The 24,210-nt window shown below is 40.9% G+C and carries 20 protein-coding genes and 1 pseudogene; 11 read left to right on the forward strand and 10 right to left on the reverse strand.

The window, feature by feature from the left end; all coding sequences use genetic code 11:
• Positions 1-22: 22 nt before the first annotated feature.
• Together glgA and hemC are read right to left on the reverse strand one after the other, a co-directional pair.
• The gene (glgA, locus tag ACM0OS_RS10875; protein ID WP_414543197.1) at positions 23-1,447 is read right to left on the reverse strand and encodes a glycogen synthase GlgA; all 1,425 of its coding nucleotides are present in this window, start codon (positions 1,445-1,447) and stop codon (positions 23-25) included.
• A gap of 128 nt (positions 1,448-1,575) precedes the next feature.
• Positions 1,576-2,547, reverse strand: a complete 972-nt coding sequence (gene hemC, locus ACM0OS_RS10880) for a hydroxymethylbilane synthase (RefSeq protein WP_414543198.1) — start codon at positions 2,545-2,547, stop codon at positions 1,576-1,578.
• A gap of 350 nt (positions 2,548-2,897) precedes the next feature.
• Here hemC and ACM0OS_RS10885 point away from each other — a divergent pair, with 350 nt between their 5' ends.
• On the forward strand, positions 2,898-3,866 hold the full coding sequence (locus ACM0OS_RS10885) for a YegS/Rv2252/BmrU family lipid kinase (RefSeq protein WP_414543199.1): 969 nt from the start codon (positions 2,898-2,900) through the stop codon (positions 3,864-3,866).
• Positions 3,867-3,909: 43 nt separating this feature from the next.
• Positions 3,910-5,475: a metallophosphoesterase family protein gene (locus tag ACM0OS_RS10890; RefSeq protein ID WP_414543200.1), complete on the forward strand. Its 1,566-nt coding sequence runs from the start codon at positions 3,910-3,912 to the stop codon at positions 5,473-5,475.
• Between the two features lie 104 nt (positions 5,476-5,579).
• Here the strand turns inward: ACM0OS_RS10890 and ACM0OS_RS10895 are convergent, their stop codons facing one another.
• The 4 genes from ACM0OS_RS10895 to ACM0OS_RS10910 all read right to left on the reverse strand — a co-directional run bounded on the left by ACM0OS_RS10895 (position 5,580) and on the right by ACM0OS_RS10910 (position 8,720).
• The gene (locus ACM0OS_RS10895; RefSeq protein WP_414543201.1) at positions 5,580-5,987 is read right to left on the reverse strand and encodes a hypothetical protein; all 408 of its coding nucleotides are present in this window, start codon (positions 5,985-5,987) and stop codon (positions 5,580-5,582) included.
• Positions 5,988-6,244: 257 nt separating this feature from the next.
• The gene (locus ACM0OS_RS10900) at positions 6,245-6,700 is read right to left on the reverse strand and encodes a CAAD domain-containing protein (RefSeq protein WP_414543202.1); all 456 of its coding nucleotides are present in this window, start codon (positions 6,698-6,700) and stop codon (positions 6,245-6,247) included.
• A 175-nt stretch (positions 6,701-6,875) separates the two neighbouring features.
• Entirely contained in the window at positions 6,876-7,337 is a 462-nt protein-coding gene (locus tag ACM0OS_RS10905) for a BON domain-containing protein (RefSeq protein WP_414543203.1), read from the reverse strand.
• A 135-nt stretch (positions 7,338-7,472) separates the two neighbouring features.
• Positions 7,473-8,720, reverse strand: coding sequence for a general stress protein (locus ACM0OS_RS10910; RefSeq protein WP_414543204.1), 1,248 nt, complete (start codon positions 8,718-8,720; stop codon positions 7,473-7,475).
• Between the two features lie 570 nt (positions 8,721-9,290).
• Here ACM0OS_RS10910 and ACM0OS_RS10915 point away from each other — a divergent pair.
• On the forward strand, positions 9,291-12,395 hold the full coding sequence (locus tag ACM0OS_RS10915; protein WP_414543205.1) for an MFS transporter: 3,105 nt from the start codon (positions 9,291-9,293) through the stop codon (positions 12,393-12,395).
• Positions 12,396-12,468: 73 nt separating this feature from the next.
• Here the strand turns inward: ACM0OS_RS10915 and ACM0OS_RS10920 are convergent, their stop codons facing one another.
• Positions 12,469-13,380, reverse strand: coding sequence for a hypothetical protein (locus ACM0OS_RS10920; RefSeq protein ID WP_414543206.1), 912 nt, complete (start codon positions 13,378-13,380; stop codon positions 12,469-12,471).
• Positions 13,381-13,402: 22 nt separating this feature from the next.
• Between ACM0OS_RS10920 and ACM0OS_RS10925 the strand changes: the two genes are divergently transcribed.
• Positions 13,403-14,068: a DNA-3-methyladenine glycosylase family protein gene (locus ACM0OS_RS10925; protein WP_414543207.1), complete on the forward strand. Its 666-nt coding sequence runs from the start codon at positions 13,403-13,405 to the stop codon at positions 14,066-14,068.
• A gap of 29 nt (positions 14,069-14,097) precedes the next feature.
• Here ACM0OS_RS10925 and dapF read toward each other — a convergent pair whose 3' ends face one another.
• On the reverse strand, positions 14,098-14,937 hold the full coding sequence (gene dapF / locus ACM0OS_RS10930; protein ID WP_414543208.1) for a diaminopimelate epimerase: 840 nt from the start codon (positions 14,935-14,937) through the stop codon (positions 14,098-14,100).
• Between the two features lie 133 nt (positions 14,938-15,070).
• Between dapF and ACM0OS_RS10935 the strand changes: the two genes are divergently transcribed.
• Positions 15,071-15,289, forward strand: coding sequence for an Hfq-related RNA-binding protein (locus ACM0OS_RS10935; RefSeq protein ID WP_414543209.1), 219 nt, complete (start codon positions 15,071-15,073; stop codon positions 15,287-15,289).
• Here ACM0OS_RS10935 and ACM0OS_RS10940 read toward each other — a convergent pair.
• Positions 15,279-17,549, reverse strand: a complete 2,271-nt coding sequence (locus tag ACM0OS_RS10940) for a cation:proton antiporter (RefSeq protein ID WP_414543210.1) — start codon at positions 17,547-17,549, stop codon at positions 15,279-15,281. The genes ACM0OS_RS10935 and ACM0OS_RS10940 overlap by 11 nt on opposite strands.
• A gap of 302 nt (positions 17,550-17,851) precedes the next feature.
• Between ACM0OS_RS10940 and ACM0OS_RS10945 the strand changes: the two genes are divergently transcribed.
• The 4 genes and pseudogenes from ACM0OS_RS10945 (at position 17,852) to ACM0OS_RS10960 (ending at position 19,898) form a co-directional block, all read left to right on the forward strand.
• The gene (locus ACM0OS_RS10945; RefSeq protein ID WP_414543211.1) at positions 17,852-18,739 is read left to right on the forward strand and encodes an O-methyltransferase; all 888 of its coding nucleotides are present in this window, start codon (positions 17,852-17,854) and stop codon (positions 18,737-18,739) included.
• Between the two features lie 47 nt (positions 18,740-18,786).
• Positions 18,787-18,975 (forward strand): annotated as a pseudogene (locus ACM0OS_RS10950) (IS1 family transposase); the annotation flags it as partial.
• A gap of 73 nt (positions 18,976-19,048) precedes the next feature.
• Positions 19,049-19,297 (forward strand): hypothetical protein, encoded by a 249-nt coding sequence (locus ACM0OS_RS10955; protein ID WP_414543212.1) that lies wholly within the window; start codon positions 19,049-19,051, stop codon positions 19,295-19,297.
• A gap of 181 nt (positions 19,298-19,478) precedes the next feature.
• Positions 19,479-19,898: a DUF2267 domain-containing protein gene (locus ACM0OS_RS10960; RefSeq protein WP_414543213.1), complete on the forward strand. Its 420-nt coding sequence runs from the start codon at positions 19,479-19,481 to the stop codon at positions 19,896-19,898.
• Positions 19,899-20,293: 395 nt separating this feature from the next.
• On the opposite strand, the gene acsF is transcribed toward ACM0OS_RS10960, so the two are convergent.
• Positions 20,294-21,370: a magnesium-protoporphyrin IX monomethyl ester (oxidative) cyclase gene (gene acsF, locus ACM0OS_RS10965; protein ID WP_414543214.1), complete on the reverse strand. Its 1,077-nt coding sequence runs from the start codon at positions 21,368-21,370 to the stop codon at positions 20,294-20,296.
• A 451-nt stretch (positions 21,371-21,821) separates the two neighbouring features.
• On the opposite strand from acsF, the gene ACM0OS_RS10970 reads away from it, so the two are divergent.
• Both ACM0OS_RS10970 and hemN read left to right on the forward strand, forming a co-directional pair.
• Entirely contained in the window at positions 21,822-22,538 is a 717-nt protein-coding gene (locus tag ACM0OS_RS10970) for a heme oxygenase (biliverdin-producing) (protein WP_414543215.1), read from the forward strand.
• 68 nt (positions 22,539-22,606) lie between these two features.
• A complete protein-coding gene (gene hemN, locus ACM0OS_RS10975; RefSeq protein ID WP_414543216.1) occupies positions 22,607-23,989 on the forward strand; it encodes an oxygen-independent coproporphyrinogen III oxidase in 1,383 nt (460 codons plus the stop codon).
• Positions 23,990-24,210 lie beyond the last annotated feature (221 nt).

The following is a 24,210-nucleotide window of genomic DNA, read 5'->3' on the forward strand; positions in this document are numbered from 1 at the left end:
ACCCATTTTTCTGATGAAACAACTACGAACTCGGAACTGCTAACTGTGGTTCTGGTGTTGATTCCTCTTCTTCTGGTAAGCCCAATATTGATCTATACAACTTCACGTACTGTTTAGCAGATTGGTACCAACTGAAGTCTGTACTCATCCCACGTTGTTGTAATTGTTGCCATTGAGGTTGGAAACGGAAACCTTCCCAAGCTCGAATCATACAGGTGAATAAATCTAGTGGTTCATAGCGGTCAAAGCAATAGCCAGTACCAGCAGCATTCATGGGATCGTGGTGAAATACAGTATCAACTAATCCACCTGTACGGCGAACAATGGGAACCGAACCGTAGCGCAAAGACATCATTTGGCTGATACCGCAGGGTTCAAATCGGCTAGGCATTAAGAAGGCATCAGTACCAGCGTAAATTCTCCGAGACAGGGCATCGTTATATAGTAGGTAAACTGCCATGCGTCCGGGATAACGGGATGCTAACTGCCACATTTGGGTTTCGTAATAGCGATCGCCTGTTCCCAACAGTACAAATTGGGCATCTGTATATGCCATGAAGCGATCTAATATTTGCAATACTAAATCAATACCCTTTTGCTCGACTAAGCGTGTCACCATGCCGATTAAAAAGGCATTTTTGTTCACTTCTAATCCTACTTCTTCTTGCAGAGCAACTTTGTTAGCTGGTCGTTTATCTAGGGTATCGATGGTGAATTGTTGGGCAATGTATTTGTCGTCTGTGGGATCATATATTTCTAGGTCTATGCCGTTGATAATCCCCGATAACTTACCACTAATAAAAGACAGTAAACCTTCTAACGTTTCACCGTAAGCAGCTGTCTTGATTTGCTCGGCATAAGTGGGAGAAACAGTATTTACCCTATCGGCATATTGCACCGCAGCCGCCATCGTGTTGTGTCCTTGCATATACCAAGGACACCAAGTAATTTTCTCTAAATACCAACGCCAAGGCCCTTGATAAGCCAAGTTGTGAATAGTGAAAACGGTACTGATATCAGGGTCTTGGTGCATCCACACAGGAATCATGCCGGTGTGCCAATCATGGCAATGGATAATTTCTGGTTTCCAGTAATTCCAGCAAAATTCAGCTGCGCCGTTAGCAAATAAAGTGAACCGCCAATCTTCATCGTCTCCAGAATAAATCCGGCGGGGTAAAAAAGCAGGATGTCCAAATAAGTATAAAGGAACATCAGTACCAGGCAAAATGCTTTCGTAAACTGCAAAATCCTGGAACATGGCGTATCCAGAGCAGATCGGGTCTTTGGGAATCTCCATTTTGTCTGGTAGGAAGCCGTAGTAAGGCATGAATATTCGCACATCATGCCCCATTTTCCTCAAGATTTTGGGCAATGCTCCCACAACATCCCCCATTCCTCCAATTTTTGCGACGGGAGCTGCCTCTGCTGCAACGAATAGAATCCGCATGGTAATTTTTATTTCCCCGGTTCGGCTGATCAGTTTTCAATTATTCAGTTATCAGTTATCAGGTTTTCACCGTTAACTGTTTACTGTCCACTGATTACTTATCTAAGCACATCTGCTTGCCCTATAGCTTAAGAACCCCGTTGGATCTCGGTAAAAATTTCTTCTAAGATTTCTTGTGCGCCTTGTTGTCGCAAGCATTCTGCTAATTCAGCGCCTATAGCTTCGGCGTTGTTGGCAGTCCCAGTAATGGTGTCTTTGACTAGCTTTTGTCCATCGACGCTAGCAACTATACCTGTGAGGGTTAAGTTATCACCATCAATTTCTGTATTTACACCAATGGGTACTTGACAACCGCCTTCGAGTATCCTTAAAAATGCTCTTTCTGCTAGACAGCGATCGCGCGTTGCTGGATGTTCAATGGCTTTCAGTAAATTGATGAGTTCATTGTCATCTGCACGACATTCTATGCCTAAAGCACCTTGTCCCACTGCGTGGAGTGAAATTTCTTTGGAGAGAACTTGATGAATGCGATCGCCCATGCCTAAACGCCCTAATCCGGCGGCTGCTAAAATCAGGGCATCATATTCGCCTGCATCTAGTTTGGCCATCCGTGTATTCAAATTTCCCCGGACATCTTTAAATGTAAAATGCGGAAAATGATGACGTAGTTGTGCTAGTCGTCTCAAAGAAGATGTGCCAATGACTGCACCTGCTGGCAAAGTCTCAATTTGTTTATCTTTATGCTTTTCGTGTACCACTAAAGCATCTGCCGGATTTTCCCGTTCTGTAATTGCTGCTAGGGTTAATCCCTCTGGCAAATTAGTCGGCAAATCTTTGAGAGAATGAACCGCAAAGTCAATCTCTTGATTGATCATTCCTAGTTCAAGTTCTTTAGTAAATAGTCCTTTATCGCCAATCTTGGCTAATGCTACATCCAGGATTTTGTCACCTTGGGTAGACATGGTATGGACTTCAAAACAGATATCAGGAAAACTTTTTTGAAGTTGCTCTCGTACCCAGTAGGTCTGAACTAGGGCGAGTTGACTTTTCCGAGAACCAATACGGATGGTGCGTGGGGGACTGGATACAACTGAAGTCATAAAACAATATGTCAAACCAGGCGATACATTCACTCTCATCTAGACTACCGCAGTGGGTGAGTCACCGGATTGTTATTGTCTAATTGAGGTAAAGGTTATTTTTACTTTTTTTACATTTGTTTACATTTTTTTGAATTACTCAACGTCATTGCGACCGTAGGGAAGCAATGTCAAAGCCTTGATTTTCGTAGCGAGTGAGTAAGTCCTAATTTTCTTAAATCCGCATTCTTAACTATACATAGGCAAACCTACCACCAGACAGACGTGATAATTTGAGAGGGGAATGATAATCTGACATTAAAGTTAGAAATAATTTAAGCTTTTATTTACAAAACGTAATCCCTAACCCTATGAAACGTTCCGCCTGCCTTATCTTTAATCCAGTTGCGGGTCAGGGTGACCCAGATACAGAACTGGTGCAGATTCGGGCAATGTTAGAGCCAGAAATTGACCTGGATATTTACTTTACAACTGAAGAACTTGATGCTGATCAATTGGCTCAGGCGGCAGTTGAGCGGGGAGTTGATGCGATTATTGCTTCTGGCGGAGATGGTACACTTTCGGCTGCTGCTACTGCGGTTGTAGGGACTGATATTCCATTTGGGATTATTTCTAGAGGAACAGCCAACGCTTTCGCCGCAGCCTTGACGATTCCTGACACAATTGATGCCGCCTGTCAAACTATTTTACAGGGAGTAACTCGGCGTGTAGATGCAGCTTATTGTAATGGTCGGCCGATGGTGTTATTGGCAGGTGTGGGCTTTGAAGCTGATACAGTAGAACTGGCAGACCGGGAAGCCAAAAAACGCTTTGGAGTCATGGCGTATATTTTGGCAGGGGTGCAACAGCTGCGAAATTTACAGAGTTTTGATGTAGAAATAGAAACTGATGACAGAATAATTAAAACTAGTGCTTCAGCCGTAACAGTGGCCAATGCTGCACCCGCGAGTTCAGTTTTTGCTCAAGGCCCAGCAGGTATCCTTTATGATGACGGATTACTAGATTTGACCATAGTAGCCCCAACAAGTAAGGCAGGAGCGATCGCAGCGGCATTTCACTTATTTCAAACGGCTGCTACAGGTAACGCAGTAGAACGAGATGATATTGGCTATTTGCGAGGAGACAAATTTAAAATTACCGCTGATCCCCCACAAAAGGTGGTTGTTGATGGGGAAATGATTGGTACGACTCCCATTGAAATTTATTGTATACCAGCAGGTTTAAAAATTTTTGTCCCTGGTAATCCAGAAATTGAACCTACGGAAAAATTAGAGGGACTGCCTAATTTGACAGTTGAGATGAAAGACTCTGAGGAATAATGGAGAGATGGGAAGAGTAAACCAGATTTAGGAGTAAATTGCCTTGAAACTCGTTTCTGATCCGGCGATCGCTAAAAAAATTCGCAAGATGAAGCAACGGGTAAAATGGCAAGACCCGTTAATTTTAGAGCGGGGTATTGATCAAACTCGGTTGGTGTTGGATGATGACACCGCTAATGATGGTGAATTTTCTTTTTTGGTTATAGGTGACAGTGGTACTGGTAGTCACCGGGGTCACAATCCCCAACGACAGGTGGCGGAAATAATGCTACCTCACCATGAAGAATGTAGTTTTATGCTGCATACCGGCGATGTAATTTATTTGGTGGGGTCGAGTGAATACTATCAGCAAAATTTCATCCGGCCTTACCGAGAGTTTTTGGTAGGTGGAGAGCATTACAAAGACATTGCTTATGACAAGATGGTTTTTAAGTTGCCCATTTTGCCTGTACCGGGAAATCATGATTACTATGATTTACCAATTGTCTTGAGTGTACTTTCCTTAACTACGCTACCTATTCGTCGTTTATTGCGATCGCAGTTAGATTTGGATGTGGGTTTGCGTGGTTCTGATACAGGTAGGGCTTACGCCAAAGCTTTCTTGGACTATCTAAAACTGTTTCAACTACCAAGTGAGTTAGCTCAACATTTAGATAAACACTATACAGCCCAAACCAACACTGGTCGCTGTCTGAGCTATCAACCAGGACACTTTACCCGCTTGCCCAATCGCTACTATACTTTTAGCTACCGCGGGGTTGATTTTTTTGCTCTGGACTCTAATACATTTAATGAACCGCCACCACTACCAAGCACAAAAGCCGGTCAAGAACAGCGCCGAGTTTTAGAACAGCGCCGTCAGGATTTCGAGCAGGAAAAGCAACAAATTATGGAAACTTCAGCCACACTTAATCCTGATAATCCCAGTGAAGCGGAGCGACTAGATGATTTACAGGGTCAACTGTCGCAAATCGAAGAATTGATTGTGGATATCGACAAGCAGTTATACACTGACAAAACAGCCGTAACTGATGTTGAACAACTAGAGTGGCTTAAACGCAGACTAATTGAATCTTGGAATACTGAAGATGTGCGGGGAAGAGTGATTTATTTCCACCATCCACCCTATGTCACAGAAGCGACTAAATGGGAACAAGCGCAAACTCTAGCTATACGCGATCGCTTGCGTGGTGTACTAGATGCAGTGGCCCAAGCAGTCGGTTCCCCCACTGAAGACCGTCCTCTGGTAGATTTAGTTTTAAATGGTCACGCCCATTGTTTAGAACACCTCCAGACTGGGGATACTGGACATGGTGATTCTTATATTAACTGGATAGTTTGTGGCGGTAGTGGATATAGTCTGCGTCGCCAAAGAACTGAAGGCTCAGACTTAAGGGAAACCATTGGCGGGACAAATAAACTAGTGGCGCGATCGCATCTTTTCATTGGTCGCAATGGTAGTGGTTCTAAAAAACACCGACCCTATTCAGGTTTACGCATTGATGTTAAAGGTGATGGAAAACTTAAATTTGTTGTTCGTCCTTTGATAGCTGAATGGCATCAAAGAAAATGGCATAATTCTGAAATGGAATCTTTTGTCATTGGGTAATCGGCAATCTCATTAAAAAACCCTCTCCTGAATTAGCAAGAGAAGGGTAAAAGAAGGGATGGTGTTTTAGCAAAATCTTTTTGAGTGACCGATTCTAACTCACATTAAACTATTCCAGGCCCCTTACCCCGCTTGTCATCCATTTCTGTCAACTCACCTTCTTGATCCTGATTAATTTCTGCAAGTTCTTCAGCACGAGCTGCTTTGTCTTCTGCTGCTTTTTGTCGTGCATCTCCCGGTACTTCGTAGTACATTTCCGGTTCAACTGCGTAATTATTTAATAAGCCTTCTTTATCCATTGTGTAGCCGTCAGTGGTGTTGATGCTCTCGCTATCACTTTGATCATTTGTTTTTGCATCTCCCAGTTTTTCTTCTGTAGGGAGTGTTTTGTAATTTCCGCCTTCTCTCTCTTTACGAGCCGCAGTTTCAGCAGGGACTATTCCTCTATCGTAATTATCTGCTTCTGCACGTTCGGATGAATCTACTGCTTTATTAAATGATTCGTTAGCCATAAGTTATATCCTTTTTAAAGAGTTTTGTAGAATAACTTCCTGAACTAGATTATGGGATTCGAGGTGGCATATCTACTATCTTGAGAAGTAATTTTTAGGCAAATATTTTCTCCGTTCTATCTAGAGAGGTAGGCTCAATAGCAATCTTCCATGAATCATACATAAAAATATCCCCGACTTCTTCAATTAAGCCGAGGATCTACTTCTTTAAAGGTTGAGAAATCAAATAAAATTGCTTCCAATATCCTCTAACAGCTTTAAGCTTCGTCAACACCCAAAATTTGGTGTTTGAGGGAGCGTACATCCTCAGTTAATTCTTGACGAGTCTCGGCTTTGAGAAGATAACGGAAGGTAAACCAAGTTGAGTAACCAATACCAGTCAACTCAAAAAGCGGTGATAGTAGGGGAATATCATTAATTGCATCTAGAACTGCCAGTATTACTTTGACGGTAATAATTGCTGTCAGCACTAAAACAATATTGACTACAGCACGTTGATTTTGATTAAAAAACCGACTTAAATACTCAGGTATTTGCGTTAAAAAGCGAGAAACTTCTCTAGCGGTTTGTTGCCATTGATTTTCAGGTTCACTAGCAGGGGGGAGCTTGGGTAAGTCAGCGGCATTTTCTCCTCCTGAGGGAGCTAGCAAACCACCTGGTGCGATCGCATCGAATGATTTTACAGATTCTAGTTGTTGTTGTTCGAGTTCCATAGTTTTGTCGTGGTGTAAATACAGCCTTGATATCTAAATTATAGAATGTCAATAAAGAGAAAAATCAGGGTCATAATATGTTTGTAAATTTGAGATTTTAGATTGAGATTTGCTCACAAAATTTCGCATCTAAAATCCCAATCTTGTGAATTGATTGGCTTAGTGATTCACCAACTTAACCTTGGGGCGGAGCAACAACTGCATCCACAACTACATTATTGACGCCATAAATTTCTTTTGCCAAAGGTTCAATTTTAGATAATTGATTCTGATCAGGTACAGTTCCTGATACGGTGACTACACCTTCATCGTTTGCTTCAACTGTTAGTAGTCCGTCAGGGATATTAGCTTCTAATTTAGAACGAACTTCGCTGGCTAAGTCTTCTGGTCTTCTTTCACCAGGAGCTTGATTCAAGGCAGCAGTTCGCTCTTCACGAGCGCGAATATCAGCATCTAGCTGTCTTCTGCGGGTATCGCTTGTAGAGTCTTCTAGAGATTCTTGTGTTGTTTGTGCGGTTGGTGCTGCTGGAGCTTCGTTAGCATCAGGCGCGGCACTATCTGTTCTGGCAGTATCATTACAAGCAGCAACGCCTAAAAATAAGGCACAACTAATTAAGAAAGGAGTTAGCTTTTTCATATCTTTAGTTCTGGGTCGAAAATTGAAAATCCGAAAATGTGTCGATGTTTGTCAACAGTAGCATAGAGTAAGTTTCTTTACTCCTGCTACTACTACAGAGTGAAATTGTCAGAAGTAATAACCAAATTAATGGAGTTAAACTCGTTCATCCCGACGGTCAATAATCACTACCGCAGGATCTTGACTGCTTGTTGCTGAGTAACCAGGTGTGGCTTCACGTCTTACTTGATCAAGCCCTTGGCCGTAGTCCCGATTAACATCAGTAGCAGCATAGGTAGCAAATTCTTCAATACCGTGATGTCTGAGAATAGCTTCAGCTTGCTGGATTTGTGTTGGTGTACCATCGATAATCACTAAGTGATCACCTCTTTGGAAGCGATCGTTATAAACTTGCGCCCTGTCTTCGGGAATACCTAAACCAACCAATGCACCCACTAAACTACCAGCCGCTGCACCCACGACTCCGCCAGCTACGGTTGATGCTAAAGCAGTCGCTACTGCACCACCAGCAATCACAGGCCCAGCACCAGGAATAGCTAAGGCACCTAAACCAACTAATAAGCCGCCTAAACCACCTAGCATACCCCCGGTAGCTGCTCCGGCTTTGGCTCCTTCGCCTGTTTTATTACCTACTTCTGTATTTCTATCTACTCCGGCGATAGATTTCTCATTTGTGTCTTTAGCAATGAAAGACACCTGATCCATTGGGAAACCGGCATCGCGCAGTTCACTAATTGCTAATTCTGCATCTCGATAACGAGAATATACACCAATTGCCCGTTGAGTTGTTTGTGCAGAGACATCCCTATGAGCAACATTGGTAGTTACACCTCTGTCTTCTGGGTAGTCATAAACACCATATTCTTCGATCCTGTGGCGATTGAAAATTATTTCGGCCCTAGCAAGTTCTGCCTCTGTGCCTTCTACGACAACCAAATAATGTCCTCGCTCAACTCGCTCGTTATAAACTCTGGCTCTTTCTTCGGGAATACCTAAGCCAATTAATGCACCAACTAAGCTACCTGCTGCTGCACCAATACCAGCGCCAGCTAGAGTTGTAGCTAGAGTTGTAGCTGTTGCGCCAGCCAGCATGATGGGGCCAATTCCGGGGATTGCTAAAGTCCCCAGTCCGACTAACAAGCCAGTCACACCGCCTAAAACACCACCAGATACTGCCCCAACTGCGGCACCTTCATCGGCTTTATCGCCTACACGTTCCCGGACTTCAGTACCTGCAACATCATCTTTATGGTCTGCATCTTTGGCGATGACCGAAACTCTATCCATTGAAAAGCCCGAAGCTTTTAGTTCTTGCAACGCCTTTTCTACATCACTACGATGAGAAAAAGCACCAACAGCTCTTTTACGCGCGCCTATAACCATGTTTTTTTCTCCTAATCAGTTAAATTTGTATTTGCAAATTTATTGATATCAATACCGACATCTCTATTTGTACATTGTTGAGAGAGAATTTCCATCAATCGCGTGGCATAATTACAATCTATGTCATTAGACATAAGTGTATTTTTTTAACAAATAAAAAAGATGTTTTTATACAAAAATCATAGACAAATAGATATATATTAAAATATTTTTTGGCTTGCTTATTTAATTTCGGAGTGGCACTTTGACTTATTTATAAAAATTAAATAATAAATGATAAAAAATAAAAAAGATATTTTAAAGCAAGTTTTTCTATCAGTTTTTTGGAAATTTACAAAAATATAATAATCTCGATTCTTTTTTTGTTTACTATTTCACCAAATGAATTAAATATTATCCAAATACTTATTGACAACAAAGAACAGTCAATAAAATCATAAAAATATGACTTTTGGATAAAATCTTTATTACTTAAGTAGGTGTAAGTCTAGATAATCCATGCCTAGAGTAGTAATCAGACCACGGGATCAAAAAATAGCTGATTGCATAAATGGCTAAAGGAGAAGAATTATGTTTTATGGTCTTAACACTATTTTACATGGAGGCTGTCTATCACTGGGGATAGCACCTATAAATGGCAGTTCAGAACTCCTAACTCCAGAACAAATTCCATTGGTCTTTTCTGGGACTAAGTTTATAGTGGCACTATTAGCTGGCACTTTAATGGCTTTTGCTTTCCAATTTCTTTTAACTAATTTTTCAGTTGCAGTTGGAATTTCATCTTTAGGAAGTGACTATGGTGATAATTCTGATTCAGAAAGTTGGGATGGTGCAATCCGCAAAATTGAAAGTAAAGTGGGAATTTGGGCATTAATGACTGCCAGTATTGGCTTATTCGCTGCTTGTTTTCTGGCAGTTAAACTGAGCTTAATTCAAAGTGCGTTTTTAGGAGCAATTATCGGTGTTGTCATTTGGTCTACCTACTTTTCATTGGTGGTTTGGGTAGGTTCATCAACTGTAGGTTCATTGATTGGTTCTTTCATTAATACGACTAGTGCTGGTTTACAAACCTTAATGGGTACAGCAACTTCTACCCTCGGCGCTAATGCAGCCAAAAAACAAGTAGTTGCTACTGCTGAAGAAATTACAGCCGCAGTTCGACGTGAGCTAACGTCAGGTATTGATACTGAAAATATCAGCAACACACTGCAAAATTCTTTAAAATCTCTGCAAATACCAAACCTGGATTTATCAGAAATTCGCGGTCAATTTGACAAGATACTTAGTGATGTAGATTTTAAATCTCTAGCTGATAGCGATATTTTACAAAACATCAATCGCCAGACATTTGTTGATTTAGTTAGTAGCCGGACAAATTTATCGAAACAAAATATCAATGAAATTGCCGACCAACTAGAAGATGCCTGGAAACAAACTATTGCGCGGCAAAATCCCACAGAGCAAGTAATTAATTTACTTAAATCTGCTACACCTGAAGAGTTAAATTCTGAAAACTTAGGAGAACAACTCCAGCAATTGGTGACTGTCGGGGGTAACGGTAATGGTAAGAATGGCGTCATCAAAAAAGGAATGCAGTTGGGTTTGAGTGCTGCTGCGCCAGCATTGCTAGATCGGGTGGATTGGTCTGAGATTGATTGGAATAATCTGACAAATCAGCTACAAAAACTCCGAGATAAAGTTGATGTGGAAAAAATCACTCACCAACTACAAGAATTCAGAGATAAAACTACTGATCAAATAAGTGAAATTGTACCGGAGTCACCCGATAACACGATCAAAGCAGATATCAAAGACTACATCTTAAATTCTTTTCCTTGGCATTTCAACCGAATTACCATCAAAGATGAGTTTCAAGAAGTTATCTATGATGCACAAGCAGATCCGGAAACTACACGCCGGGAATTAGCCGCAATCAATCAAGAATATTTTACTAACTTGCTGACACAGCGAGATGACATTAGTGAAGTTAGGGTGAAAGAAATTTCCCAGCAGATGGAAAGCATTCGCCAGGAAGTATTAGAACTGGTGCAACAGGCGGAAGTTAAAGGAAAAGGTCAAGAAATTCGCTTGGGAATCGAAAATTATTTGCGTTCTACGGGGAAGGCAGAACTTAACCCAGACGCTATCGAACAGGATTTCTCAGCATTGTTGGCAGAAACAACAGATGATTTTGCAGATATCAGTATTCGTTTACAAGAATTTGGCCGCGATGCCTTTAAGCAGCTACTATTGCAGCGTCAAGATTTGAATGAAGAAGAAGCTAATAATATTATTAGTCAACTCGAAGGTATCCGCGATCGCTTCTTGCATCAAGCCAAAAAACGCCAAGAACAAGCAACCGCAAAAGTTAATGAATTGGGGCAAAAGGTAGAAGATTATTTGCAAAATACCAACAAAGAGGAATTGAATCCTGAAGGTATTAAACGTGATTTTAGAACTTTACTGGATGACCCCACAGTAGGAATTAGCTTAATCCGCACCCGCCTATCTCATTTTGACCGAGATACATGGATGAAATTGCTCAGTCAACGCCAAGATTTGAGCGAAGAACAAATCAACCAAATCCTGGATCAACTCGAAGCAGTACGGGACAGCATCTTGCAAGCACCACAAGCAGTTGCAGATCAATATGAGAAAACTACCACTGCAATAGCTGAATATCTCCGCAAGACTAACTTAGAAGAACTCAACCCAGAAGGTATCAAGCGAGATTTGACCACATTACTGGCTGATCCACAAGTGGGTGCTTTAGCATTACGCGATCGCCTATCTCATATTGACCGTGAGACTTTAGTTAAACTCCTTGGCCAACGGGAAGATTTGAGCGAAGAACAAGTTAATCAAGTAATTGATCAAGTACAAGAGACAATTCAAAGCATTGTCAAAGCGCCACGACGCTTGGCCAGTCGTACAGCTAAACGAGTTGCAGATTTTGAAGCCAATGTAGAAAATTACTTGCGTTACACCGACAAAGAAGAACTCAACCCAGAAAGCATCAAACGGGATTTGCAATTGCTGTTGCAAGATCCACAAGTAGGACTGGAGAATTTAAGCGATCGCCTGGCTAAATTTGACCGTTCCACACTTGTGGCTCTATTATCTCAACGAGAAGATATCTCAGAGGAAGAAGCCAATAAAATTGTTGAGCAAATCGAATCTGTGCGTAATTCAGTTGTCAGCCAACTGCAACAAGTTCAGCAAAGAGTAGAATCGGTAATTGAAGGAATTTTTGGCAGATTGCGCGATTATCTCAACTCACTGGAACGCCCAGAACTTAGTTATGAAGGCATTCAGCAAGACTTTGGTCAATTATTTGATGATCCTCAAGCCGGATTTGAAGCCTTGCGCGATCGCCTGAGTCAATTTGACCGTGATACCTTAGTGGCTATCTTGAGTTCTCGTGAAGATATTTCCCAAGAAGATGCTAACCGGATTATCAATCAAATAGAAGCAGCACGGGATAGTGTCTTACATAGAGCCGAACGCATCCAACAAGAAACGCAAAAACGCCTGCAAGCCATCCAAGAACAAGCCAAAAAACAAGCTGAAGGTGTCAAGAAAACCGTAGCCAGTGCAGCTTGGTGGCTATTTGGTACAGCGTTTACCTCCTTAGTCGCCAGTGCGATCGCCGGGGCTATAGCTGTTACAGGTTAAATTGCCATAGCTGATCAAAAATATTGAAATGAGGGAGATGAGAAAGTATTTTCGTTCTTATCCCCTTATTTTCTTATCCCCCACTCCCCATCAAATAGACATAGGAACCTAAACTTTCATCATCTGTACCAAACACCACACCACCTGCGTTACCTGGAACTAGTTCCATCCCTTCAATCTTGCGGTAATTAGCACGGTAGATAGGAACAAGTTGAGAATTTTGTCTCCAGACGATTTTGTTTCCACTGAATCCTAAGTAACCCGCAACATATAAAGCCGACTGAAATGGGCCATCATCTCCAGCATCACTGGCTGAGGTAATATACACAATTCCCGCAGAATCTACTTTAATATCGGAAATATGCCGCACATTGTCAGCGGGGAAGGGTACTTGCAAATCCCTGGAACCTGCAAGGGTAATTTGATATGTGAATGGATTAAAATTTCCCCAATAAACAGTTGCTGGCTGTTCTTCTGCGCCTCTATGCGCCCAAATAGCAACTAATTTACCATCTATATCTTGCAAACCAAATCCCTCAAAATTACTGCCTTGAGGAACATTTGGTAAATTAAATTCTTTGAGAACAGAGACGGTTTTTTTTGCAGAATTTAACTTCAGATAATAAGCTTTTCCCAAACTGGTTAAAGCGATGAACTCAGTATTATTTTTTCCTGGTACTGAGGTTAAAGCCTCTAGGTCAATTGGTAATTCTGTTTTACTGGGCCAGTCCACAGCAAAATATTCAGGTTGGTTTTTACCTTTAATGCTGATAATCGCTAAACGACCTTGGTTTTTTTGTTTATTGTCATGAACAACCAAAAAATTTAGCGTATTATCTTGCTGTTCTACTAAAGCCATCCCACTAATCCCAAAAGAGATACCACCGCGAACTGGTCGCCAATCTCTTGCCCAAGCTTGCTGAGATATGAATAAAAATGCACCTAAGATAACTATAGTAATGATTAACCTAAAAAACCGAGGCATATTCTCAAGGGTGTGTTAACGGATGCTCAATGATATCAAATCTCAGCAATTTCACCAGATATCGCTGACTAGAGAAAGTTTTACCTATGGTTTGGAAGTGCTAGCTAATATTGATAGCGATTTGGCTAGTATTTTAAAGGCATTCGGAACGCCACCCATGTGGGAACGAGAAGCAGGTTTCCCGACTCTAATTCACATAATTTTAGAACAGCAAGTTTCCTTGGCGGCAGCAAAAGCTGTGTTTAATCGTTTATGTGCAGTGGTTGTCTCGTTAACACCAGAAAACTTACTGAAACTTGAAGATGTTCAGCTAAAATCAACTGGCTTGAGTCGGCAAAAGATTGTTTATTGTCGTGGTTTAGCAGATGCAATTGTGAATGAGCAACTGGATTTAGCCAAACTAGAAACAATGGAAGAAACTGCTATTAGAAATAAGCTCAAGCAAATTAAAGGTATCGGAGATTGGACGGTTGATATTTACTTACTGATGGCGCTGAAACGTCCTGATGTCTTTCCCAAAGGTGATTTAGGAATTGCGATCGCTCTCCAAAATCTCAAAAAATTGCCGACACGCCCAACACCCACACAAATAGAAACAATTGCCCAAAACTGGCGACCTTGGCGCGCAGTGGCTACCAGAATACTCTGGCATTACTATCTCAGTAATGCCAATAGCAAATTAAAGTAACTCGCAATTGTAAATCATTTAATTACGAATTACGAATTACCTGTGAATACTCGTTCAGCCGGGCCAGTCATGTAAACTCGTTGGTCGATTTCTGACCATTCAATTTCCAAGGGGCCACCAGGTAATTCTACAGTAGCGGTGCGATCGCACTTTCCAGTCAGCACACCAGCCACTAAGGAAGCACAAGCACCAGTACCACAAGCTAAGGTGATTCCCGCGCCGCGTTCCCATACCCGCATTTTCAAATAATTTCGACTGACTACTTGAATAAATTCGGTATTTGTGCGTTGGGGAAAAACTGAATGATGTTCAAATTTGGGGCCGATAACTTCTAAAGAAATGGCGGCGACATCTTCCACAAAGGTTATACAGTGGGGATTCCCCATACTGACACAGGTTACTTCCCAGGTTTTTCCCGCCACTTCTAAAGTTTGATTAACCACTTTGGTATCAGCAGAACCAAGGGTAGTAGGAATTTCCCCAGCCAGTAATCTAGGTAATCCCATATCCACCTTAACTAGACCATCGGGCATAAGTTGGGGTGTCATCACACCAGCCAGGGTATGAATGCGATATGAGTCTTTGTTTCTGGATTCGCCTTCTAAGTCTGCCAAAAACCTACCTAAGCAGCGAATACCATTACCACACATTTCCGGTTCTGAACCATCAGAATTAAAAATTCGCATGGTGTAGTCAGTGCCATTTTCTCCCGGTAAGGCAAAAATCACACCATCAGCACCGATGCCAAAGTGGCGATCGCACAACTTGACTGCTTGCTCTGGAGTCAGCACTGGTACTGACGATAAGCGATTGTCAATTAAAATAAAGTCATTTCCTAGACCGTGATACTTCGTAAATTCGATTGCCATTTTTCCTGTGATGAATTATCAATGATTAGGTATTGGGTATCGGGAAGTTTGTTATCCCCTTCGGATGATGCCTACGACAAGCTACGCGGTAAGCGCAGCTACTCCCTCTCTTTTAATACATCATTAACCAAAAATGGCTACAACGGAATTTGACACATCATTACCTAGCATTCGCCAACTGCAAGAACTCATTAAACAAACAGCAGTTATAGAGTTAAAACTGGTAACCGGTGATCTGCTCATAGGGAAGATTGCCTGGCAAGATCCTAACTCTGTGTGTCTTGTGGATGACAACAATCACCAAACCACTGTTTGGAAACACGCGATCGCCTACATCAAGGCTAAAGGCTAATTGTTGTTTTGTTAACTGTGGCAAACAACGATTGTAGTTGATTTAAATTCGGCCACCTACCACATAACAGCACTTGATCACCAACTCTTAAATCTGTGTTGTCATCAGGATGACGGATAAATTTGCCATCTCGTCGTATGGATTGTATTTGGACTCCAGATTGTTGCTGAAGATCCAAATCGATAATAGTCATACCCAAAGCCGGAGAATCAGCATTGACTGTGACCCATTGACAAGCGTTATTAGCCTCAGGAACAGCTACCTTACCCTGGGCAAATTCTTCTAACGCTGCTAATTCTTCCGATGCTCCCACTACCAATAGGCGATCGCCTGCTTCTAATTTAGTTTGAGCATTGGGATAATCTATTTCTTCTTCATTAGCGCGGCGAATAGCCATTAAACTCGCCCCTGTTAAGTAGCGGATGTCCGCTTCGCCTAAACTCATGCCAATGAGGGGGGACGCATTTGGTAGGGTATACCAACGGCGATTTAAATCACGAGTTGCTTGCTGCAAATCATGGGCCACTTCTAGTGGTGTTTGCTCTGGTCGTAATGCTAAATAATGATTGTTACGAATTTGCTCGACTTCCCGTTGTACCACCATCGATAAAAAGCCTAAACCTGTTAATAAATGGGTGGCCATTTCTAAACTAGCTTCAAATTCTGGTTGGACTACTTCCCTTGCACCCAATTGATAAAGCACTTCAATATCTTTATCTTGGGTAGCGCGAACAACTAAATCTAATTCTGGACACAATTCTAAAGATCTTTTGAGACAAAGCCGGATACTCATAGCATCAGGAAGAGCGATCGCCATTCCCTTGGCATAATTTACCCCAGCGGTTTCCAGAACATGGAAACTCACACAATTACCGTAAACATAAGGTACTCCCTGCTCTCGTAATTGCTGGATGCGCCTTTCTGATTGATCGATAACTACCACAGGTAAATCATGTTGTTGCAACAACTTCACTAAGTTTTTACCAACTCGCCCATAACCACAAACTACTACATGGCCTTTGGACGGTAAATCCGCCGATACATCACGCGGATAAACTTCTTCTAAATAAGGTTGCAGCCAAGGCATTGATTCGGCAAAGTTAAATAAAAATGGGACTAACCGTAGCACAAAGGGAGTCAAAATCAGTGTAACTGCTGTGGTTCCTAAAATTAGCAAATATACCCGGCGAGAAACCAAACCCAAAGCCTGCCCTTCACTGGCCAGCACAAAAGAAAATTCCCCAATTTGTGCTAGTCCTAATCCAGCGATTAAGGCCGTCTTTAATGGGTAGCGAAACAGCTTTACCAGGGGTGTGATAATTAAAAATTTCCCGACAAACACCAGTGCAACCAATCCCAAAATCAATTCCAGATTGTTCCACAAAAACACTGGGTCAATTAACATACCAATGGCAGCAAAAAATAAACTAGCAAAAATATCTCGTACTGGTTCTACATAAGTCAGGGTTTGGTCAGCATATTCCACTTCAGAAATCATTAAACCAGCGACAAACGCCCCCATTTCGATGGATAACCCTAAATATTCCGTCAGCAGGGCAATACCTAAACACAGCGTCACCACCCCTAATAAAAATAATTCTCGGCTTTCAGTACGGGCTAAAAGTCGCAACAAACGCGGTATCACCCAAATCCCCGCTACTACTGCACCGCCGGCAAATAAAGCCAGTCGCAGTAATGCTGTCAACACTGCTATACCAATGGTTTCTGCTGGTTGGTTTAGCGCTGGTAAAACGGCGATCATCAGTCCCAGTGCTAAGTCCTGCACTACCAAAATCCCCAACATCACTTGTCCGTGGGGTGTTTCTGTTTCGTTGCGCTCCATCAAGCACTTAAGCACAACTGCGGTAGAAGATAAAGATAAAATTGACCCTAAAAATACACCTTTAGCGGGTAACTCTTCCCAAGCACCTGTAAGTCCACAGACAAGAACTGTCACCCCAATGGTTAAGGCAATTTGTAGCCCACCACCTCCTAAAGCAATTCCCTTGACTTTTTTCAGTTCGGCAAAAGAAAATTCTACTCCCAAAGCAAATAACAGAAAGGCGACTCCAAACTGGGCCAGAGTTTCCACTTGAATAACTTCTTTAATCACTCCCAATCCGGTTGGCCCCACAATCATCCCACCGATGAGATAGCCTAGCAGCACAGGCTGCTGTAAAAGCGACGCCAATAGTCCTCCACAGGTGGCGACGGCGAGAACTGAAACTAAATCAACGATTAGTCTAAAATCTTCTTGCACAAGTTTTTCAAAGAACTATTAAGGCCTATTAAACTTAGGATACAAATTTTTATATATCTGCGGGTAGACTAGCAGCACTAACTTTGCACAAAACTAAAAATTAATCTGGACAAATGCCTTACAGCAAGAACTCAAACGTAATGCACCCTATATATGTTTTATTTTATACTCTTTTGCTACCTCAAATTGGTCTAAAGAAGGAAGATTCACCCTAGCCTTTACCAAGAATATATATTCTGGGGTGAAGTTGATAATCTTGAACCTTCCAAGCTAAAAGAACCTTTTAAATTGAGGATAAATTTATGCCCGTCAATTATGAAAATGAAATTTTTTACTCTCTAGAAGAATTATCTCAACCTATAAATATGTCTGTTAAAGAATTGGAGAATTTTCTTGATAATGCCGTCAGCACACATATTAATCGAAAAGAAATACGTGGTATTCCTCACATTAATAAACTGGAATTAGAAGTTATTTTTGAAAAAGTATTCTCCTTTAAAGGTATACCCGAAGATAGAAAATATAATATTCCCGATTACTTACAAAATTGTACATTACCTTGGGCTAATACCTTAGTAAAAATGTACAATCATAAAATCAATTTTCCGGCAGCATTATCACCAGAACAAGGCGAATTTGTCAAAAGTATGATTTGTAATATTAATCCTAGTAATGTTGTAGAAATTGGCTGTTTTACAGGTATTTCTACAATCTGGATGGCTGCTGGTTTAGAACAAATAGATAGTGAAGCAACCATTCACTCTATTGACTTATTTGATGAAATTTTGCCGTGGCTACCTCATCGTTACGGATATTTAAGTGATCCGTTGAAGTACGCTCAAACTTGTGCATTATCTGCTGGTTTAGCACATAGAATTACATTTCATAAAATGAATTCCCTGGAAATGGGTAGAAGATTTAAAGAGTTAATTCTGCACCCAATTGATTTCCTGTTTATTGACGGTGACCACACACAAGAAGGATGTACTAGTGATTTTATGAATTTTTATCCTTTTGTTTCTCCAGGCGGATACATCATGTTACATGATATTTATCCTGAACATTGTGGATGGGATGGGCCAAGATATGTCATTGATGAGTGGCTAAGTCACAATCCTAATTTAAGTTTAGTAGAAATTAAAACCAGTCCTAATAATTTTGGTATGGCTTTAATACGTAAGTTAGCATAAATGTAGTGGGCGTTGCATAATAGGGTATGAACATAGGGTAATAAAACATAAATTGTCCTGAATGTGGCTCTCGTCACAACCATAAGAATGGCATAAAAAGAGGTAAGCAAAATCACATTTGTTGTAATTGTTGTCGCCAATTTATTCAAGATTATGAGCCATCAAAAACTTATAGCAATGAGATAAAAGAAGAATGTATTCGGATGTATCTCAATGGTCTGGGTTTTCAAGCGATATTAGATTCATGATTTGGGTGTACAGTTCTAATTTAGACTATATATATTGCTCAAGATATTGAAGGAATTTCTGATGACCTCTGACAAAACCGATTCTAAACAACGTTCATTTACTAAAGTTATCTATCGTTTTCTTGGGGGGACTGCACTTGGCACTCTTATAGTGCTTATCCCTATTACATATGGGACATTTAACGATTGGGGGCTGGTTCAAACAGGTGTCGCATTATTGCTGGTTATATTGTGTGGCTTACTATCAATTGTTTGGGGCGAAAAATTTATTGACGTGGTGATGCGAATGCTGAATAGTACTGGTCTCTAAACGAGTGAACCGTGTATTTCTACAATCATAATTTAGGTGATCAAAATCAAAAAATGAAGAAGGAGCCTAACAATCCCAATGCACCCGACCACCAAGAGATTGCTTGTGAGCATTTAAAGTTATCTACGTCCGGTGATTGGGAACGTTATACAAAAATAAATCAAACGTAAAAGAGGATATTATGCCAGTACCCGCAGAATACCAGCGTGCTTCAGATGACTTCTATAAGTATTTGGTAGATGCACGCGACATAGCAGGGCTGTGGAGTACACACGTAACTTACACAATGACTCAAGGGGTCTTTCAAACGTTTCGCCGTAGGCTTTCCACTGAAGATGCAATAGCTTTTGCGAATGTACTGCCGATTTGCTTGAGGGCGCTTTTTGTAGCTGACTGGGATACGAATGAGCCGCAAAAGTCTTTTGAAGATCGTGAACAGATGATGAGGGAAGTAAAATCATTGCGTGGGGAACACAATTTTTCTACTGAAACAGCAATTAGAGATGTAGCCGCTGCCCTGAGACGACACGTAGATGAGAAAGCCTTTGATCGAGTGCTTGCCAAATTGCCAGAAGGTGCGCTTGATTTCTGGCAAATATAACAGGCTTGTTCGTGGTTTCACCATAGAATAAGTACAAAATAACTGCGGTTTTATACTTGATTTATCTCCGCGCCTAGATTTTGATTGATGATGTATCAAGAAAATCCTCACATCAGATCATGTAAATTGATTTTTTCCTGCTTGTGAGAAATCAGGGTTGTATTTATGATCGGTTAACTGTCAAAAAACCAGGTAGGTAGGGGACTTGCAGAAATTAAATTATCCAATTTACTGGGATGCAAGGTTGTCTTTCTCCCCCCTGCTCCCTGCCACTGAGCGTAGCCGAAGTGCTGCTCCCCTGCTTACCCAGTGATTGGACATTTATTTAGTTGGAAGTCCTTGGTGTTGCAAAATTAACACTCAACCAAAACCTGGTATAGTCATTGCTTCTTGTTCTAATGCACTGTTTCTCGGATTGATTCAGCATCAATGGGTTTAATCAAGTAAAGTCTTAACATATGCCAAACGATCGCGGACATGGCAGGAATTTTCTTCCAGAACTTGATAAACTGGGAAGTCTGACTTTGCTTAATCTCCGCCAATTTTTGCGTGTTGACGAAACACTGTTCTAACCGCCAGAAAAATGCCGGGTGATTGGTATCCAAAATCAGCGGAAAAGCCCGCGCAGAAGTATTGTTGGTTTCTTGAATGACTTTGTTGTTGTATTTACGGGGATGTATCCCAATGGCTTCATAGAATGTCGCCCGTTCAAATACTGTCACGGTGTGGGTAACAAACACAGTTAATAAGAAGAAACGCACCCATAATCTAGCCCTCCAATTATTCCATAACCGGGGTTGCGATCGCAGCAGGGCTTTAAAGAAATCTCCATGTCGATTTTCATCCTGACACCAACTCTCAAATTTACGGAACAAAGGATAGAATTGGTATTCTGGGTTTTCTTGCATATGGCGATGCACTAAGATATAACGCCAGTAACCAATTTTTTCCGATAGGTAGACTGTGTAGATTACCCACTCAGGCGGGAAAAAAGTATAGGTGCGATGTTTGGTTAAATAACTTAAGTCTAGTGAAAGATTAAAATCAGCCATCGACTTATTGAGAAATCCCGCATGGCGCGCCTCATCCCGTGCCATATAATTAAAGGCATCTGCCAACAGGGGATTCTTTTCTTTCAGTCTGCGGGATAATTCTTTAAACAGCAAAAACCCAGAAAACTCTGAGGTGCATGAACGCTCCAAAAAGTCAATAAAAGCGCGGCGTTTTTCTCCCTCAACATGATCCCAACACTGCTTAAATTCTTCATCACGCACAAAGTGATGGCGGTTATAGTCAGCGCGTAATTCTTCGACAACCGCCTGCAACTCAGTCTCATTCGAGGAAATATCTAAATTGGCTACTGCATCAAAGTCAGTGGTGTAAAACCGGGGTGTTAATAATGTTTCCTGAACAGGTGCTTTAATACCTGGCTTCAGTAACTGAGGCTCTGGGGTTTCGAGAGATTTAACCATGAGACTGCTTTTATTGCTTTATCTTTTAATAGTTATATAAACATAAAATGTTATTGCAGCACATCAGTTAAATTATTGAAAAGCTATTTTAGATAAATAACCTTATAGGACAGTCCAGTTTGATTGCCAATAACTTGTAAAACGTAGCCATTATCACTCGTAGAAGCAGAGAACAAGCAGTTGGTAAGTGTATTTGGGTAAAACCAGAAAAATATAAAGAAATATTAATGGCTTTATAGTTATACAAAGATTGATAGTTAAATAATTTTGTGAGAGAAAAATAAAATAGCTGGAATCTGTATCGGCGTGGGTACTTGCTAGATAGAGTGATGCAGATCCGCTTTCCACCCAGAATAACAATCATTTAACTCTGACATTGACTGTGAAGTGACAGCCATCTTCAGGCGGTGACTGTAGAGAAACCTTGCGCTTGAATCTGAAGGAAGCAATCATGAGTAGCAATCTAGCCATCAAACTACGTTCTGGCACTCAAAAAGCTCACACAGCAGCCGAAAATGTGGGCTTCATGAAATGTTTTCTTAAGGGAGTTGTAGATAGAGATTGCTTTGCCAAGTTTCTCAGTAACTTGTATTACATCTACAGCGCACTAGAAGCACACTTGATGAAACATGCTCATCATCCGGTATTGGGTGCAGTTTATTTCCCAGAATTGAATCGCCAAGCCTCCTTAGAGAAAGACATGGTATTTTATTATGGGGATGACTGGCAAAAACAAATTAGCCCTTCAAAAGTTGCCCAAACTTACATTACCCGCATTGAACAATTATCTGCTAACGAACCAGCCTTATTAATAGGTCATGCGTATACCCGCTACATGGGTGATCTATCTGGGGGTCAGATGCTGCAAAAAATTGCTCAATCAGCCTTAAAGCTATCCGGTTACGAAGGCACATCTTTTTACAATTTTGAGCAAATCCCCGACAAGAAAGCATTTAAAGACAAGTATCGTCAGGCATTAAACACATTATCCATTGATGAGGCGATCGCAGACCAAATTGTCGCCGAAGCCAACCAAGCCTTTCAATTCAACATGCAAATGGCTGAAGAACTCGAAGGAAACTTAATCAAAGCCTTCGGTCAAGTAGTATTCAACAGCCTCACACGTTCCCAAAACCCTGGTAGTACTGAAATAGAGGCTAGGGGCTAAAAAGTTTCTTCTCAATTTCCCCACTCCCCACTCCCCACTCCCTACTCCCCAAATTCTCGGAGGTTTTAATGGTCTTTGTCTTGCCTGGTGTCAAATTTGATCTAAATATGATCAAAAAGTATGATACTGCTGCACCCAGATATACAAGTTATCCACCCGCTACAGAGTTAAGTACAGAATTTACTGCAACTGATTTTCACGCCGCCATTACTTCCTCTAACCACAGACAATCTCCCTTATCTTTATATTTCCATATACCCTTTTGCCAAACGGCTTGCTACTTCTGTGGCTGCAATACAGTAATTTCCAATAATAAAAATATTGCTAAACCTTATTTAGAGCATTTAGTTCAAGAAATTAAGAACATGGCAGCCTTGATTGACCCCAACAGAAAGGTGCGGCAAGTTCACTGGGGCGGTGGTACACCAAATTATTTAGATAAAGATCAAGTCAAATTCTTGTGGAAAAATATTACACGCTATTTTAATATTGATCCACAGGCAGAAATTTCTATTGAAATTAATCCCAGCTACGTTGATCAAGAATATATTTACTTGCTGAAAGAAATTGGTTTTAACCGCATTAGTTTTGGCATCCAAGATTTTAACCCCCAAGTACAAGTAGCTGTAAATCGTGTCCAGCCAGAAGCATTACTATTGGATGTCATGAGTTGGATTAAAGCAGCTCAATTTGACAGTGTAAATGTAGATCTAATTTATGGTTTACCTTACCAAAATCTCCAGACATTTCGAGAAACAGTCCACAAGACGATTGAATTAGATCCTAATCGTATTGTTGTATTTAACTTCGCCTATATACCGTGGATGAAGCCCGCCCAAAAAAATATTCCTCAAGAAGCATTGCCTAAACCACAGGAAAAGTTGGAAATTTTAAAGATGACTATTGAGGAACTGACGAGTAGTAAGTATCTGTTCATTGGTATGGATCATTTTGCCAAACCTGATGATGAACTAGCGATCGCTCAACGTAATGGTACTCTCCAACGTAATTTTCAGGGCTACACCACCCACGCTGGTACAGAACTCTTTGGCTTTGGGGCGACATCCATTAGTATGCTGCATGATGCTTATGTACAGAACTACAAGCACTTAAAGGATTATTATCAGGCGATCGCCGCAAATATTTTGCCAGTTAGTAAAGGTATTAAACTTACTCAAGATGACATAATTCGACGCGATGTTATCATGTGCATTATGTCTCACTTTCATTTATATAAGCAAGACATTGAAGCAAAATATCACATCAGTTTCGATGACTATTTTTTCCATGAATTAAAGGCATTAGAACCTTTAGCCGATGATGGACTTGTCAGTATATCAACTAACCAAATCCAAATCACAGATATTGGTAGGTTACTGGTGAGAAATATTGCTGTTGTTTTTGATAATCATAATCAAACTAGAGATAGACAATTTTCGCGGGCAATTTGAACCCAGAATGACAGCAAATGCTGAAGTTACATTATATATACAATACTAATAATTGGTTGTGCGGAAATAGTATGACCAATTATTTTAATGTTTGGTTATCGATATTTGCTATTTATTTATGTCTTTAACCTAGTGAAAAACCCTCTATACTTATCAACTAACAAACAGTATAATATTAGCTTATTTGATGGTATTAAGGCGTATATTGTCATCAAATATTT

Source organism: Nostoc sp. CCY0012 (genome assembly GCF_963920855.1).
Taxonomy (GTDB): Bacteria; Cyanobacteriota; Cyanobacteriia; order Cyanobacteriales; family Nostocaceae; genus Cyanocohniella.

What these genes read in the sequence shown, in the direction of transcription:
- glgA (WP_414543197.1), bottom strand. Translation starts at nt 1,447, where the DNA reads ATGCGGATTCTATTCGTTGCAGCAGAGGCAGCTCCCGTCGCAAAAATT.
- hemC (WP_414543198.1), bottom strand. Translation starts at nt 2,547, where the DNA reads ATGACTTCAGTTGTATCCAGTCCCCCACGCACCATCCGTATTGGTTCT.
- ACM0OS_RS10885 (WP_414543199.1), top strand. Translation starts at nt 2,898, where the DNA reads ATGAAACGTTCCGCCTGCCTTATCTTTAATCCAGTTGCGGGTCAGGGT.
- ACM0OS_RS10895 (WP_414543201.1), bottom strand. Translation starts at nt 5,987, where the DNA reads ATGGCTAACGAATCATTTAATAAAGCAGTAGATTCATCCGAACGTGCA.
- ACM0OS_RS10900 (WP_414543202.1), bottom strand. Translation starts at nt 6,700, where the DNA reads ATGGAACTCGAACAACAACAACTAGAATCTGTAAAATCATTCGATGCG.
- ACM0OS_RS10905 (WP_414543203.1), bottom strand. Translation starts at nt 7,337, where the DNA reads ATGAAAAAGCTAACTCCTTTCTTAATTAGTTGTGCCTTATTTTTAGGC.
- ACM0OS_RS10910 (WP_414543204.1), bottom strand. Translation starts at nt 8,720, where the DNA reads ATGGTTATAGGCGCGCGTAAAAGAGCTGTTGGTGCTTTTTCTCATCGT.
- ACM0OS_RS10915 (WP_414543205.1), top strand. Translation starts at nt 9,291, where the DNA reads ATGTTTTATGGTCTTAACACTATTTTACATGGAGGCTGTCTATCACTG.
- ACM0OS_RS10920 (WP_414543206.1), bottom strand. Translation starts at nt 13,380, where the DNA reads ATGCCTCGGTTTTTTAGGTTAATCATTACTATAGTTATCTTAGGTGCA.
- ACM0OS_RS10925 (WP_414543207.1), top strand. Translation starts at nt 13,403, where the DNA reads ATGCTCAATGATATCAAATCTCAGCAATTTCACCAGATATCGCTGACT.
- dapF (WP_414543208.1), bottom strand. Translation starts at nt 14,937, where the DNA reads ATGGCAATCGAATTTACGAAGTATCACGGTCTAGGAAATGACTTTATT.
- ACM0OS_RS10935 (WP_414543209.1), top strand. Translation starts at nt 15,071, where the DNA reads ATGGCTACAACGGAATTTGACACATCATTACCTAGCATTCGCCAACTG.
- ACM0OS_RS10945 (WP_414543211.1), top strand. Translation starts at nt 17,852, where the DNA reads ATGCCCGTCAATTATGAAAATGAAATTTTTTACTCTCTAGAAGAATTA.
- ACM0OS_RS10955 (WP_414543212.1), top strand. Translation starts at nt 19,049, where the DNA reads ATGACCTCTGACAAAACCGATTCTAAACAACGTTCATTTACTAAAGTT.
- ACM0OS_RS10960 (WP_414543213.1), top strand. Translation starts at nt 19,479, where the DNA reads ATGCCAGTACCCGCAGAATACCAGCGTGCTTCAGATGACTTCTATAAG.
- acsF (WP_414543214.1), bottom strand. Translation starts at nt 21,370, where the DNA reads ATGGTTAAATCTCTCGAAACCCCAGAGCCTCAGTTACTGAAGCCAGGT.
- ACM0OS_RS10970 (WP_414543215.1), top strand. Translation starts at nt 21,822, where the DNA reads ATGAGTAGCAATCTAGCCATCAAACTACGTTCTGGCACTCAAAAAGCT.
- hemN (WP_414543216.1), top strand. Translation starts at nt 22,607, where the DNA reads ATGGTCTTTGTCTTGCCTGGTGTCAAATTTGATCTAAATATGATCAAA.